Origin of the sequence: Mycobacterium sp. E3305 (assembly GCF_001666785.1) — a bacterium.
Taxonomy (GTDB): Bacteria; Actinomycetota; Actinomycetes; order Mycobacteriales; family Mycobacteriaceae; genus Mycobacterium.
Genome location: NZ_LZJA01000186.1, coordinates 1 through 13,743, shown reverse-complemented (window position 1 = coordinate 13,743; position 13,743 = coordinate 1). Strand labels below are relative to the sequence as shown.

Genomic DNA, 13,743 nt, shown 5'->3' with positions numbered 1-13,743 from the left:
TTGACGTACCGATGTCCACCTCCCTACCATCCGTCCAAATTGTAAATACATGCATCCTAATATTAGGAGATATCCGCGGTGATCAAGGTCGGAGTGTGGGGGCCGGGTTCGATGGGGGTGATTGCCCTGCGCGGCGTCATCGACCACCCGGAGTTAAAGCTGGTCGATCTGGTCGTGCACAGCGACGCCAAGGCGGGCCGCGACGCGGGGGAGCTGTGCGGCATCGGGCCGGTCGGGGTTACGGCCACCCAGGACCCCTCGGCGATGCTCGCCGGCGGCGCCGATGCGGTGGTGTACGCCGCCGGCGCCAACCTGCGGCCGCTCGAGGCCGTCGAGGACATGGTCTCGATCCTGCGGGCCGGCAAGAACGTGGTGTCGTGTTCGGTTGTGCCGCTGGTCTTTCCCGACGGTGTCGACGCGGCGTTCACCGATCCCCTACGGCGGGCCGCGCTCGACGGCGGTGCGTCGTTCTTCACCACCGGCATCGACTCCGGCTTCGCCAACGACGTCCTGCCTTTGGTGCTTACAGGCGTCTCGCGCGTCATCGAGTCGGTCCGGGTGACGGAGATGTTCAACTACGCCACTTACCCGGATCGGGCCGCGGTGTACGAGATCCTGGGGTTCGGCAAACCCGCGGAATACCAGGCGTTCGCTGCCCAGCCGGGAATCTTCACCTTCGGCTGGGGGCCGGTCCTGCATCAGCTCGCCGCCGGACTGGGCGTCAAGATCGACGACATCGAGGAAAGCAACGAACGCCTTCCCGCCGCCGAGTCCTTCGACACGCCCACCGGCCACATCGACGCCGGGACGATCGCGGCCATGCGCTCCACGCTGACCGGATACGTCGCTGGGAAGCCAACTTTCGTCCTCGACCACGTCACCCGGATGCGCGACGACATCGCGCCGGACTGGCCGCAGCCTCGCATCTCGATCCCGCCGAAGGACCTCGGGTACGGGCAGGCCTCCGGGCGCGGCCTCTATCGGGTCGAGATCGAGGGATCGCCCAGCATGCGGTGCGAATTCGAGATGGCGGAAGACCACGACCACGACCTGGGCGCCCGGATCGCGGGCGCCTCGAGGATGGTCAACGCCATCCCGGCGGTGTGCGCCGCCCCGCCGGGGCTGCTCTCGGCGCTGGACCTGCCGCTGGTCACCGGGGCGGGACTGGTCCGGCCCGTGCCGGGGCCGGCACCGGACAGCCGGTTGTTCTAGGCCCCGTCGCCGGGGTAGGTCGCGGCGGCGAGCGCCAGGATCTCGGTGCGATCCGCAGGCAGGATGAAGCGAGCGTCGATGGCCGCGTCGAGCGAGGCGGTGAAGCGCTCCAGGTATTCGGCCTTGCCGCCCGGGTAGAGGCGGCGCACCGTGTCGGCGTCGAAGGGTTCACCCGCCCCGAAGATCGCGGCCATCAGGTTTTCGTCGGTGGTGACGCCGGACGTGCGCGCGATCGGTACGTCGACCCAGGGGCTCCGAATGCCGCCCTGGGCAAGGCCGTTGGCGTCGAGCACCAGCTGGGGCGACTCGGATTCGCGCATGGCTATCGGCGCGGCCGAGGGCGCCGGCTCCCCGGTCCGGATCCACCCGTCGAGCGCGGCGACCGCCGCCTGCACCACGTAGTGATGCTGCGGGCCGAAGTTGATGTAGTGATCGAGTTGCTGACCCATCAGCATGTTGGTCGGCGCGTAAGCGGCCACGATGTCGGCGAGCGGGGCCGAACCGGAGTCGATCGGCGCCACCTGAATGGTGTAGTTGTCGGCGTGCGCGGCGCCGGGGATCTCCCAGACCCGCAGCATGTCGTTGTCGGGCTGCCTGGCGGAGTAATAGCCCAGCGGCACATGGCCGAACAGATCGGTCTCGGTGATGACCGTGAGCAGTGGGACGCGCAGGTTCGGCCGGAACTTCACCGCCTGTTGCGACCCGCGCGAGGACTCCAGTCCCTCGATCAGCGAGACCCCGTCGAGCGGTGCGGCCGGCCCGAATCGGGAGTGCACCAGGAAGCCGTCGTAAACGCGGGCGAGCGGATCGACGGCGTTGACGTAGGTGGTGAGGAACATCGCCGATTGCGACTCGCCGATCCCGATGACGTGTTGCGGATGCAGCCCGGCCAGGATGCCGTCGCCCCGATCCCTGACGAGTTCGCCGGCGTGGGAGAAGATGTCGAACGCGAAGGCGTCGCCCGGGTGATGCAAGCCGCCGTAGCGGGCCGGATCTTGCGTCTTCAGGGACATGTCCATGCCGAGCAGGCTGGCGCCGCCGTCAATCCCCACCTTCTGCGCCGAGACGGCTACGTAGGCGTATCCCGCCCGGACGATTTCACGGTGCGCCATCATCCATACGGCGGGCGCGTCGATGCCGCCGCTGACGTTGAGCCACTCGACCAGCGCGGTGCCGTTGAAACGGGCCGGATCGGTGGGTGTGATGGCCACGATCCGAGTGGTGTAATCGGCTGTCCCGCTGGGTGTTACATCCCAGCGACCGTCCGGGCCGAGCTCGCCGTTCGGCGCGAAGGACGAAGCGGTGCCGGAGATGAAGAACTCTTCGGCGGCGTAGCCGACGCTGCCGATGTCGAAGGCGCCCAGCAACAGCAGCGCCTTTCCGGACGCGGGTGTGACGTCGATGTATGTCATAACGCCTCCGGCAGGCCGAACTTCGCGAACAGCTTCTCGTCGAGGAAGGCCACCACGTGTGACACCGCGTCGCCGCGCACATCGAGGACGTGCAGCTGGAAGGGCACGTGCCGATCGCCGGCGCGCATGTACATGGCGGCGCCGGGCTGCCCGTTGGCGACCACCGGCAGCAGGCGCATGTCGCCGGGGTCCTGGGCGGGGCATTGCTGGTGAATGAGGGTGACGATGTCCCGCGGGCCCCGGTACCAACCGACGTACGGCGGCATCTCCCAGATGGCCTCGGCGGTGAACAGTTCGACTAGGCGGTCGATGTCGTAGGCCTCGAAGGCGGCGATGTAGCGCGCCAGCAGGTCCTGGGTTTCCGGGGAATCCGGTGCCGCCAACCGGTCGCCCGCGCTGGGCCCGACGGCGTCCAGCTGGGACCGGGCGCGCTGCAGCAAACTGTTGACGGCGGTCGTGGTGGTGTTGATCGCGTCGGCCACTTCGGCGGCCTTCCACTGCAGCACGTCACGAAGCAACAGCACCGCCCGCTGCCGGGGTGAGAGGTGTTGCAGCGCAGCGACAAACGCCAACCGGACCGACTCTCGCGACCCGACGATGACCGACGGGTCGGCCGGGTCGTTCGTCAGGTCCGGGAGTGGTTCCAGCCAGGGCACCTCGCGCCGCTCGTGCAGTTCGGCGGTCGGGTCGGAGCTGGGTGCGCCCAACCCGGTCGGCAGCGGGCGGCGTTGCCTGCCCTCCAGCGCGCTCAGGCAGGTGTTGGTGGCGATGCGGTGCAGCCACGTCCGCATCGAGGACTTCCCCTCGAAGCGGTCGTAGGCCTTCCACGCGCGCAGCAACGTTTCCTGCACCAGATCCTCGGCGTCGTGCAGCGACCCGGTCATCCGGTAGCAGTGGGCGAGCAGCTCACGACGGTACGGCTCGGCGTGCGCCGAGAAGTCACCGCCGACCGGGGGGACGAGGTCGGAGTTCGCGGCGTTTTGCGCAAGCAGTCCCACGATGGGAGAGCCTACGACAGTGTCTGGCAGGGCGACCTGCATCGGGAGCCATTACGCTGCCCGTAATGACTAGGACCGTGCAGTGAACCGAGCCGAACGGAACTTCGACGGATTCGGTGGAGTGCGCATCGTTTACGACGTCTGGACACCGGACACCGCGCCGCGGGCGGTGGTCGTACTGTCGCACGGACTCGGCGAGTATGCCCGCCGGTACGACCACGTCGCGGAGCGTTTCGGGGAGGCGGGCCTGGTCACCTACGCGCTGGACCATCGCGGGCACGGCCGTTCGGGTGGCAAGCGGGTGCTGGTGCGTGACGTCTCCGAGTACACGGCGGACTTCGACAGCCTGGTGCGGATCGCCACCCGGGAGCATCCGGGCCTCAAATGCATCGTGCTCGGGCACAGCATGGGCGGCGGCATCGTGTTCGCCTACGGCGTCGAACGGCCCGACAACTACGACCTGATGGTGCTGTCGGGGCCCGCGGTGGCCGCCCAGGACCAGGTGTCGCCGCTGATGGCGCTGGCCGCCCGGGTCGTCGGCGGCCTGGTGCCCGGCCTGCCGGTGCAGGAGCTGGACGTCGACGCCATCTCCCGGGACCCGGAAGTGGTGGCGGCCTACAAGAGCGATCCGCTGGTGTATCACGGGAAGGTTCCGGCCGGCATCGGCCGCGCCCTCCTTCAGGTCGGCGAGACCATGCCGCAGCGCGCACCGGCGCTGACGGCGCCACTGCTGGTGGTGCACGGCTCCGACGACCGCCTGATTCCCGTCGCGGGCAGCCGGCGCCTGGTCGAGTGTGTCGGGTCCGCCGACGTCGAACTGAAGGTCTACCCCGGGCTCTACCACGAAGTCTTCAACGAGCCGGAGCGCGACCAGGTGCTGGGCGACGTGGTCGCCTGGATCACCGCCCGGCTCTGAGGCGGAACTGTCGTAGCGCTCCCGTATTTTGGCGCATATGACCCGCGCCGACGACGATGCAGAGCGGGTACCGCCCGCTCGGGGGGAGAGGAGTGGCGCACATGACGGACGACAAGATGCTGGCCCGCATCGCCGCGCTGTTGCGCCAGGCCGAAGGCACCGACAACCCGCATGAGGCGGACGCCTTCATGAGCGCCGCGCAGCGGTTGGCCACGGCGTCCTCCATCGACCTGGCGGTGGCGCGGTCCCACGCGGCGAACCGCTCGCCGGCGCAGGCCCCGACGCAGCGGACCATCACCATCGGGGAAGCCGGCACCAAGGGACTGCGGACCTATGTGCAGCTGTTCGTGTTGATCGCGATGGCCAACGACGTGCGCTGTGACGTGGCATCGAATTCGACGTTCGTCTACGCCTACGGGTTCGCCGAGGACATCGACGCCACGCACGCGTTGTACGCCAGCCTGGTGGTCCAGATGGTGCGGGCGTCGGACGCCTACCTGGCGTCGGGCGCGCACCGGCCGACGCCCACCATCACCGCGCGGCTGAACTTCCAGTTGGCCTTCGGGGCCCGCGTGGGCCAGCGCCTGGCGGAGGCTCGTGACCAGGCCCGGCGCGAGGCCACCAAGGACAGGCGCCGGCCGCCGGGCACGGCGATCGCGTTGCGGGACAAAGATGTCGAGCTGCACGACTACTACCGGAGCGCGTCGAAGGCGCGGGGCACCTATCAGGTCAGCCGGGCGACGGCGGGCTATTCCTCGTCGGCGCGGCGCGCGGGGGACCGGGCCGGTCGGCGGGCGCGGCTGGGCAGCAGCCCCGAACTCCCGGGCGCGCGCACCCCGTTGGGCCGGTGACCCCGGAACGCTCCGCCAAGAGGGACTCCCAGCGCGCCAAGGTTTACGCGGCCGAGGAGTTCGTCCGGACGCTGTTCGACCGGGCCGCCGAGCACGGGTCACCCGTCGTGGACTTCTTCGGCGGGCAGCTCACGCTGCCGCCGGAGGGACGATTCGGCTCGGTGTCCGCCGCGCAGCGCTATGTTGACCAGGTGCTTGCATTGCCGGCGGTGCGCCGGCGGTGGCCCTCCGCGGCGCCGCTGCGGGTGCGGCCGCGACGGGCCGCCACCGCGGCCCATTACGAATTCCGCGACGGCGCAGGCGTTATCGCGGTCCCCGACCGCGACACCGCCGACTGGGCGCTGCGCGAACTCGTGGTGCTTCACGAGGTCGCTCACCACCTGTGCCGGGCCGACCCACCGCACGGCCCGGAGTTCGTCGCGACGTTCGGCGAGCTGGCGGAGCTGGTGATGGGCCCCGAGTTGGGGCACGTGCTGCGCGTCGTGTACGCGAAAGAGGGTGCGCGGTGAGCGATCCCGACGCCCGGGCACGCGAGGTCGAGGCCCAGCTGACCGACGACGAGCGGTTCTCGCTCCTGGTCGGCGTGATGGGGGCCGGCGACATGTGGCCGGTGCGCGACGACCGCATCCCACCGGGCGTCCCGATGAGCGCCGGTTACGTGCCCGGCGTTCCCCGGCTCGGCATTCCGGCGTTGCAGATGAGCGACGCCGGCCTCGGTGTGACCAACCCCGGCTACCGCCCGGGTGACAGCGCGACCGCGCTGCCGGCCGGGCTGGCGCTGTCGGCGAGCTTCGATCCCGCGCTCGCCCGCGCGGCGGGGGAGGTGATCGGCCGGGAGGCCCGCAGCCGCGGGTTCAACGTGCAGCTGGCCGGCGCCATGAACCTCGCGCGCGACCCGCGGAACGGGCGCAACTTCGAATACCTTTCCGAGGACCCGCTTTTGACCGCGACGATCGCCGCGGAGTCGATCGACGGCATCCAGCAACAACACGTCATCTCGACCGTCAAGCACTACTCGCTGAACTGCAACGAGACCAACAGGCACTTTTTGGACGCCGTCATCGACCCCGACGCGCATCGCGAATCCGACCTGCTGGCCTTCGAAATGGCCATCGAGCGGGCGCGGCCGGGCGCCGTGATGGCCGCCTACAACAAGGTCAACGGCGCCTACGCCGCCGCCAACGACGTCCTGCTCAACCAAGTGCTGAAAGGCGCCTGGGGATACCCGGGCTGGGTCATGTCGGACTGGGGGGCCACGCCGTCGTGGGAGTGCGCGCTCGCCGGCCTCGACCAGGAATGCGGCGCGCAGATCGACGCGCTGTTGTGGCAGAGCGAAACCTTCGGCGCGCCGCTGCGCGCCGCCCATGCCGACGGCAGGCTGAGCGACGAGCGCCTCTCCGACATGGTCCGGCGGATCCTGCGGTCGATGTTCGCGGTCGGCGTCGACCGGGCAACGGTCACGCCCCCACCGGATCTGGCCGCCCACAACGAGATTGCGCTGCGGGTCGCCCGGCAGGGAATCGTGCTGCTGAGCAACCGCGGGCTGCTGCCCCTGGCGCCGGAATCGACCGCCCGCATCGCCGTCATCGGCGGGTACGCGAACGTGGGCGTGCCTGCCGGCTACGGGTCGAGCGCCGTCGTCCCGCCGGGCGGCTACGCGGCCGTGATTCCGATCGGCGGCGCCGGACTCGAGGCGGGGCTGCGCAAGCTGCACCTGCTGCCATCGAGCCCGCTGGACGAGCTGCGAAAGCAATTGCCCAACGCCGAAATCGAATTCGACCCCGGCATCAGTCCCACGGAGGCGGTCCGCGCGGCGCGCCGCGCGGACTTCGCGATCGTGTTCGCGGTTCGCGCAGAGGGGGAAGGGTTCGACATCGCCGACCTGTCGCTGCCGCAGGGGCAGGACGAGCTGATCACCGCCGTGTCCGCCGCCAACCCGAACACCGTCGTGGTGCTCGAGACGGGCAATCCGGTGACCATGCCCTGGCGCGACTCGGTGCGGGCGATCGTGCAGGCCTGGTATCCGGGGCAGGCCGGCGCCCAGGCCATCGCGGAAGTCCTTGCCGGGCAGGTCAATCCGTCGGGACGCCTGCCGATCACCTTCCCGGCCGACCTGCGACAGACGCCGCGCCCGGAACTGCCCGGACCCGGCGCCGCGTGGGGGGAGCCGAGCACGATCGAGTACGTGGAGGGATCCGACGTCGGCTACCGCTGGTTCGCCGCCACCGGGGCGACACCGGCGTTCGCCTTCGGACATGGCTTGTCCTACACCAGCTTTGAGTACCAAGACCTGGACGTCACCGGTGGAGACACGGTGACCGCCAGCTTCAGCGTGGTCAACACGGGCGACCGCACGGGGGCCGACGTCCCGCAGCTGTATCTCACCGGGACCCCCGACGGGCCGTGCCTGCGGCTGCTCGGATTCGAGCGGGTCGAGCTGGAACCGGGGGCCGGCCGCCGCGTGAGCGTCGAGGCGGATCCGCGCCTGCTCGCGCGCTACGACGGCGGCGTGGCGCGCTGGCGCGTCGGTGCGGGCGGCTATCGGGTGGCGATCGGCACGTCGGCGGTCACACCGCAGCTGGCAGCGACGGTCGAGCTCGCCGGGCGTACGTTCGGGCGCTGATCGCGGCGCGCCGGCCGCATCGAGTGTGCGTTCGCGGTTTTGGCTGTGCGCGCAGGGTTTCCCACCCCGGCGTGTCGCCGCCCCGGACGCACACTCGACGCGAGCCTCAGGAGGCGCGGACTACTTGACCGGGGTCAGCTCGTCGCCACAGGTGCAGCGGTACGGCTCGCCCGAACCGGAGCAGTGGCAGGGAACCTCGATACGAACGCGACACCCGCAGCCCTCGTGGCCGCAGGTCAGCTCGGTGCCTGCTTCGTAATTTGCCATTTCACTCACCCATTTCTCTGTTGTGATCCCTTACGGCTGTGGTCGACCACGCCACCCACTATATACCCCCCATGGGTATCCGTAAATGACCGTGACCGCTCCGATACCGGCGCGGCCGGCATCGCGCCGCACGGCTAGCTTGGTGGCATGACCCAGAACCCAACGCCGCAAGACGTCGACGAGTTTCTGAACGACACCGTGATCGGGGACGATCCGGCGCTGAGCGCGGCGGTCGAGGCCAGCGACGCGGCCGGCCTGCCGCAGATCGCCGTGTCGGCCCAGCAGGGCAAGTTTCTGAGCCTGCTGGCCGGCGCGGTCCGGGCCCGCCGCATCCTCGAGATCGGCACCCTGGGCGGCTTCAGCACCATCTGGCTGGCCCGCGGAGCCGGCCCGCAGGGCCGGGTGGTGACCCTGGAATACGAGCCCCGGCACGCCGAGGTGGCCCGGGCGAACCTGGAGCGGGCGGGTGTCGCCGACCGGGTGGAGGTGATCGTCGGTGCGGCGCTGGACACCTTGCCGACATTGGACGGCGGCGCGTTCGATCTGGTGTTCATCGACGCGGACAAAGAGAACTACGTCGCCTACCTGGACTGGGCGGTCCGGCTGGCCCGCCCGGGCGCACTCATCGTGGCGGACAACGTCGTTCGCGAGGGACAGATCCTGGATCCGCAGCACAACGCGCAGGCGCAGGCGGTCCGAGAGACCTTGCGACTGATGGGCGAGCACCCGCGACTGGACACGGCCGTGATCCAAACGGTCGGGGCCAAGCGCTGGGACGGCTTTGCGCTCGCGCTGGTGCGCTAAGGGCTGAGGTCGGCGACCGCCTGCGCGGCGGAACTGAGTTCGCCGATTCGCAGGGCAGTTTCGCCGGCGTACAGCGCCGCACGGTCCACCCACGCATCGGGAGTGCCGGCGAGCGGCGCGAGCGGCGTGAGCAACGGCCGGGCCGGCGACTGCATGCGCATCAACGCGCCGGCGTCGAAGTAGCCCAGCACGGCCATCGGGCGGCTCACCGCATTGATGGCAGCGGGCAACGGCTTCGCCCTGCCGTCGGCGCGGCACCAGCGCCGCGTCGCCGCGTTGGGCACGACGCGATGGCGCAGCGGCCAGCTCAGGCCGAACAGGTTGGTCTCGATCGTCGTGTCCGCGTTGGCAACTCGGCGCTGATACTCCCGGTTGGCGTTCGCCTCGTGCGTCATCAGGAAGCGCGTTCCCGCGACCACGCCGCTGGCGCCCGCGGCCAGGGCGGCGCTGGTGTCGGCACCGGTGGCGATGCCGCCGGCGAGAAACACCGGGCGGTGGCCCGCGACGGCCAGCGCCCGGGGCAGGAATTGCAGCGCCGGCATGGTTCCGACGAGGTGGCCACCGGCCTCGCGCCCCTGAGCGATCAAACCGTCGGCGCCCCAACCGATAGCGGCGCGGGCCTGCCCCGGGGTGCCGACCATCACGAAGACGAAGATGCCGGCGTCGCGCAGGTGTCGTACCAGCCCCCGCTTCTCGCCGAAGGCCAGCACGACGGCGTCGACTCCGGCGTCGACGCAGGCCGTGATGTGCCCGCGATGAACGAAGTGCAGCAACAGGTTTACCGCGACCGCGCGGCCCGGCGTCCGCTCGCGCACCTCATCGATGGACGCGCGCAGCCGGCGCGGCGTGGCGATACCCAGGGTGCCCAGGCCGCCCGCCTCGGCGACCGCGGCGGCCAGCGCGGCACCCGCCAGACCACCGCCCATGCCGGCCTGCGCGACCGGAACGTCCAGGCGCAGGCGGTCCGCGATGTCCACGCCTCACGACGCTACGCGGGTGGTCGAATCGGACCGTGATCGGGCGTAACCTTGACGGCAGATGGATGGGTGCAGACAGCTCAAAAGGCTTGCTGCATAACAGAAAGGTCACAAAATGAGTACAGTCCATTCATCAATCGATCACCACCCCGACTTGTTGGCCCTGCGCGCGAATTACGACCGCGTCGCCGAGTCGATGAGTGCGCACGTCACCTTCGGGATGGCGCTGCTGACGGGCCTGTATGTGGCCGCGTCACCGTGGCTGGTGGGCTTCAGCGCCACGGGATCGCTTGCCACGTCGAACCTGATCGCCGGGGTCGCCGCGGCGTTCTTGGCGTACGGGTTCGCAACGGCGCTCGACCGTGCACACGGGTTGACCTGGACGATGCCGGTGCTCGGCGTGTGGGTCATCGCGTCCCTGTGGATCCTGCCGGGCGTCACGCTGACCACCGGCATGACATGGTCGAACGTGATCGCGGGTGCGTTGCTGACCCTGTTGGGCCTCAACGCCACCTACTTCGGCAGGCGCACACGCGCGGCGGCCACCCACGCATAGCATCCAAACCCGTTGAGCGAGGCGGCGATCGGGGCTAGCCGCAGACCGCACCGTTCGCCGCCGTGCTCACCAGCTTGACGTACTTGGCCAGTACGCCCGTCTTGTAGCGCGGCGGGGGAGGGGTGAAACCCTTTCGCCGGGAATCGAATTCGCTCCCGTCGACCAGCACGTCCAGCACGCGGTTCGCGACGTCCAGGCGGATCGGGTCGCCGTCGCGCAGGAAGGCGATTGGCCCGGCGTCGACCGCCTCCGGCGCGATGTGCCCCACGCACAGGCCGGTCGTCCCGCCCGAGAACCGGCCGTCGGTCAGCAGTAGCACGTCTTTACCCAGGCCGGCGCCCTTGATGGCGCCGGTGATGGCGAGCATCTCGCGCATCCCCGGACCGCCCTTGGGACCCTCGTACCGGATCACCACGGCGTCGCCCTTGGTGATCGTCCCGTCCTCCAGGGCATCCAGCGCGGCCCGCTCACCGTCGAAAACCCTTGCCGTGCCCTCGAACACGTCAGAGTCGAAGCCGGCCGACTTGACCACCGCGCCCTCGGGCGCCAGCGATCCGCGCAGGATGGTGATGCCCCCGGTCGGGTGGATGGGATTGTCCAGCGCCCGCAGCACCTTGCCGTCGGGGTCGGGTGGGTCGATCGCGGCCAGGTTCTCGGCGACGGTCTCGCCCGTCACCGTCAGGCAGCCGCCGTGCAGCAGGCCCGCATCCAACAGCGCCTTCATCGCCACCGGCACGCCGCCGATTTGGTCGACGTGCGACATGACGTGGCGACCGAACGGCTTGACGTCGGCCAGGTGCGGCACTTTCGAACCGATCCGGCTGAAGTCGTCGAGGGACAGCTCCACGTCGGCCTCGTGCGCGATCGCCAGCAGGTGCAGCACGGCGTTGGTGGATCCGCCGAACGCCATCACCACCGCGATCGCGTTCTCGAAGGCCTCCTTGGTCAGGATGTCGCGGGCGGTGATCCCGCGCCGCAGCAACTCGACGACGGCCGCACCGCTGCGGCGGGCGAACCCGTCGCGGCGGTAATCGGTCGCCGGTGGGGCCGCGCTGCCGGGCAGCGACATGCCGAGCGCCTCCGCGGCGCTGGCCATCGTGTTGGCGGTGTACATGCCGCCGCACGCGCCCTCGCTGGGACAGATCGCGCGTTCGATGGCGTCGACGTCCTCCCGGGGCATCAGGCCGCGCGCGCACGCGCCCACCGCCTCGAACGCGTCGATGATGGTGACCTCGCGTTCGGTTCCGTCGGACAGCTTGGCCCGCCCGGGCAGGATCGACCCCGCGTAGAGGAACACCGCCGCCAGGTCCAGGCGCGCGGCGGCCATCAGCATCCCGGGCAGGGACTTGTCGCAGCCGGCCAGCAGCACCGAGCCGTCGAGGCGCTCGGCCTGCATCACGGTCTCGACGCTGTCGGCGATCACCTCGCGCGACACCAGTGAGAAGTGCATGCCCTCGTGGCCCATCGAGATGCCGTCGGACACCGAGATCGTCCCGAACTCCAGCGGGAAGCCGCCGGCCGCGAACACGCCCTCCTTGACCGCCTTGGCGAGCCGGTCCAGCGAGAGGTTGCACGGCGTGATCTCGTTCCACGACGACGCCACCCCGATCTGCGGCTTGGCGAAGTCCTCGTCGCCCATGCCGACCGCCCGCAGCATGCCCCGCGCGGCGGCCTTCTCCAGGCCGTCGGTTACGTCACGGCTGCGCGGTTTGATGTCGGTGACTCCGGACGCATCGCGTGTTGTGGCCATCCTGCAAGTATGCGTGAACAGGCCGGACGGCAAATGTGCGGGTCATACCCGGGCGGGGTATAAAGTGGAATCGTGACGCCGGCCCGGCCACGCGCGGCGGGCGTGGATGGGCAGGGGTGAAGGACAGGATGACGAACGCGCACGGATATTCGCAGCAGAAGGACAACTACGCCAAGCGGCTGCGGCGCATCGAGGGTCAGGTGCGCGGCATCGCGCGGATGATCGAAGAGGACAAGTACTGCATCGACGTCCTCACCCAGATCAGCGCGGTCAACAGCGCGCTGCGTTCGGTCGCCCTGAATTTGCTCGACGAGCACCTCAACCACTGCGTCACCCGCGCCGTGGCCGAGGGCGGCGACGACGCCGACCAGAAGCTCGCCGAGGCCTCCGCCGCCATCGCGCGCCTCGTTCGTTCCTGATTGGTGACCGAGTTGAGACCCGGATTACGGCCCCGATAAGGGGGGAGCCGTAGTTGCGGTCCGTACGGTAAGGCAGTGTGATCGCATTAGGCGCGACAACCCAGGAACTGGGTAGCCCGGCCGATACCGACCCCATGACTGCCGAAACCAATGCTGCCGCCCGAACGTGGACGCCACGGGTCGCGGCCCAGCTTGTGGTGCTGGCGGCGGCGGCCTTTACCTACGTGACCGCCGAGATCCTGCCCGTCGGCGCGCTGCCGGCGATCGCCCGCAACCTGCACGTCAGCCTGGTCCTCGTCGGGACCCTGCTGTCGTGGTACGCCCTGGTCGCGGCGCTGACCACGATTCCGCTGGTGCGCTGGACCGCGCACCTGCCGCGCCGCCGGGTGCTCGTGCTGAGCCTGACCTGCCTGACCGTCTCGCAGATGATCTCGGCGGTGGCCCCCACCTTCGAAGTACTGGCCGCCGGTCGCGTGCTGTGCGCGATCACGCACGGGCTGCTGTGGTCGGTCATCGCGCCGATCGCGACGCGGCTGGTACCGCCGAGCCACGCCGGCCGCGCGACGATGTCGATCTACGTCGGAACCAGCCTGGCGCTGGTGGTCGGTAGCCCGCTGACGGCGGCCATGAGCCTGATGTGGGGCTGGCGCCTGGCGGTGGTGTGTGTGACCGTGGCGGCCGTCATCGTCACGGTGGCCGCGCGGGCGCTGCTGCCGGAGATGGTGCTCACCGAGGACCAGCTGAAGTGCGTGGGCCCCCGCACGCCGACGACCTCGCGGATGATCTCCACGATGTAGGTGTAGGAGACGAAGTGCCCGGTCACGCCGACCATGGTGATGATGCTGACGATGATCAGCCGGCGGTTGCGGTGGTGGCGGGACCGGGGGCCCACGCACTTCAGCTGGTCCTCGGTGAGCACCATCTCCGGCAGCAGCGCCCGCGCGGCCACCGTGACGAT

General features: G+C 69.9%; 12 protein-coding genes and 2 pseudogenes. 9 read left to right on the top strand and 5 right to left on the bottom strand.

Annotated features, from left to right (window positions below; translation table 11 throughout):
* Positions 1-78: 78 nt before the first annotated feature.
* Entirely contained in the window at positions 79-1,212 is a 1,134-nt protein-coding gene (locus A5701_RS17085) for a dihydrodipicolinate reductase (RefSeq protein WP_082950099.1), read from the top strand.
* Here the strand turns inward: A5701_RS17085 and A5701_RS17080 are convergent.
* The gene (locus A5701_RS17080) at positions 1,209-2,624 is read right to left on the bottom strand and encodes an alpha/beta hydrolase domain-containing protein (protein ID WP_067756083.1); all 1,416 of its coding nucleotides are present in this window, start codon (positions 2,622-2,624) and stop codon (positions 1,209-1,211) included. The genes A5701_RS17085 and A5701_RS17080 overlap by 4 nt on opposite strands.
* Positions 2,621-3,751, bottom strand: a pseudogene (locus tag A5701_RS17075) (sigma-70 family RNA polymerase sigma factor). Before A5701_RS17075 ends, A5701_RS17080 begins: the two are co-directional and overlap by 4 nt.
* Here A5701_RS17075 and A5701_RS17070 point away from each other — a divergent pair.
* The 4 genes from A5701_RS17070 to A5701_RS17055 all read left to right on the top strand — a co-directional run bounded on the left by A5701_RS17070 (position 3,744) and on the right by A5701_RS17055 (position 8,012).
* Positions 3,744-4,538 (top strand): lysophospholipase, encoded by a 795-nt coding sequence (locus tag A5701_RS17070; protein WP_369807429.1) that lies wholly within the window; start codon positions 3,744-3,746, stop codon positions 4,536-4,538. The pseudogene A5701_RS17075 and the gene A5701_RS17070 overlap by 8 nt on opposite strands.
* A 101-nt stretch (positions 4,539-4,639) precedes the next feature.
* Positions 4,640-5,389 (top strand): DUF2786 domain-containing protein, encoded by a 750-nt coding sequence (locus A5701_RS17065; protein ID WP_067756073.1) that lies wholly within the window; start codon positions 4,640-4,642, stop codon positions 5,387-5,389.
* Complete coding sequence (locus tag A5701_RS17060; RefSeq protein ID WP_067756071.1) at positions 5,386-5,898, top strand: TIGR04338 family metallohydrolase; 513 nt, start codon at positions 5,386-5,388, stop codon at positions 5,896-5,898. Before A5701_RS17065 ends, A5701_RS17060 begins: the two co-directional genes overlap by 4 nt.
* Positions 5,895-8,012, top strand: a complete 2,118-nt coding sequence (locus tag A5701_RS17055; RefSeq protein ID WP_197505004.1) for a beta-glucosidase — start codon at positions 5,895-5,897, stop codon at positions 8,010-8,012. The genes A5701_RS17060 and A5701_RS17055 overlap by 4 nt, the downstream gene beginning before the upstream one ends.
* A 120-nt stretch (positions 8,013-8,132) precedes the next feature.
* On the opposite strand, the gene mymT is transcribed toward A5701_RS17055, so the two are convergent.
* A complete protein-coding gene (mymT, locus tag A5701_RS27570; RefSeq protein WP_073877879.1) occupies positions 8,133-8,279 on the bottom strand; it encodes a metallothionein MymT in 147 nt (48 codons plus the stop codon).
* Between the two features lie 147 nt (positions 8,280-8,426).
* Between mymT and A5701_RS17050 the strand changes: the two genes are divergently transcribed.
* Positions 8,427-9,083, top strand: a complete 657-nt coding sequence (locus A5701_RS17050) for an O-methyltransferase (protein ID WP_067756069.1) — start codon at positions 8,427-8,429, stop codon at positions 9,081-9,083.
* Here the strand turns inward: A5701_RS17050 and A5701_RS17045 are convergent.
* A complete protein-coding gene (locus tag A5701_RS17045; RefSeq protein ID WP_067756066.1) occupies positions 9,080-10,060 on the bottom strand; it encodes a nitronate monooxygenase in 981 nt (326 codons plus the stop codon). The genes A5701_RS17050 and A5701_RS17045 overlap by 4 nt on opposite strands.
* A gap of 115 nt (positions 10,061-10,175) precedes the next feature.
* Between A5701_RS17045 and A5701_RS17040 the strand changes: the two genes are divergently transcribed.
* Positions 10,176-10,616, top strand: a complete 441-nt coding sequence (locus A5701_RS17040) for an SPW repeat protein (protein ID WP_067756065.1) — start codon at positions 10,176-10,178, stop codon at positions 10,614-10,616.
* Between the two features lie 34 nt (positions 10,617-10,650).
* On the opposite strand, the gene ilvD is transcribed toward A5701_RS17040, so the two are convergent.
* Positions 10,651-12,366, bottom strand: a complete 1,716-nt coding sequence (ilvD, locus tag A5701_RS17035; protein WP_067756064.1) for a dihydroxy-acid dehydratase — start codon at positions 12,364-12,366, stop codon at positions 10,651-10,653.
* Positions 12,367-12,494: 128 nt separating this feature from the next.
* Here ilvD and A5701_RS17030 point away from each other — a divergent pair, with 128 nt between their 5' ends.
* Together A5701_RS17030 and A5701_RS17025 are read left to right on the top strand one after the other, a co-directional pair.
* Positions 12,495-12,785 carry a metal-sensitive transcriptional regulator gene (locus tag A5701_RS17030; protein ID WP_007167284.1) on the top strand — a complete coding sequence of 97 codons (291 nt, stop codon included), beginning with the start codon at positions 12,495-12,497 and terminating at the stop codon, positions 12,783-12,785.
* A 134-nt stretch (positions 12,786-12,919) separates the two neighbouring features.
* Positions 12,920-13,546, top strand: a pseudogene (locus A5701_RS17025) (MFS transporter); the annotation flags it as partial.
* Positions 13,547-13,743 lie beyond the last annotated feature (197 nt).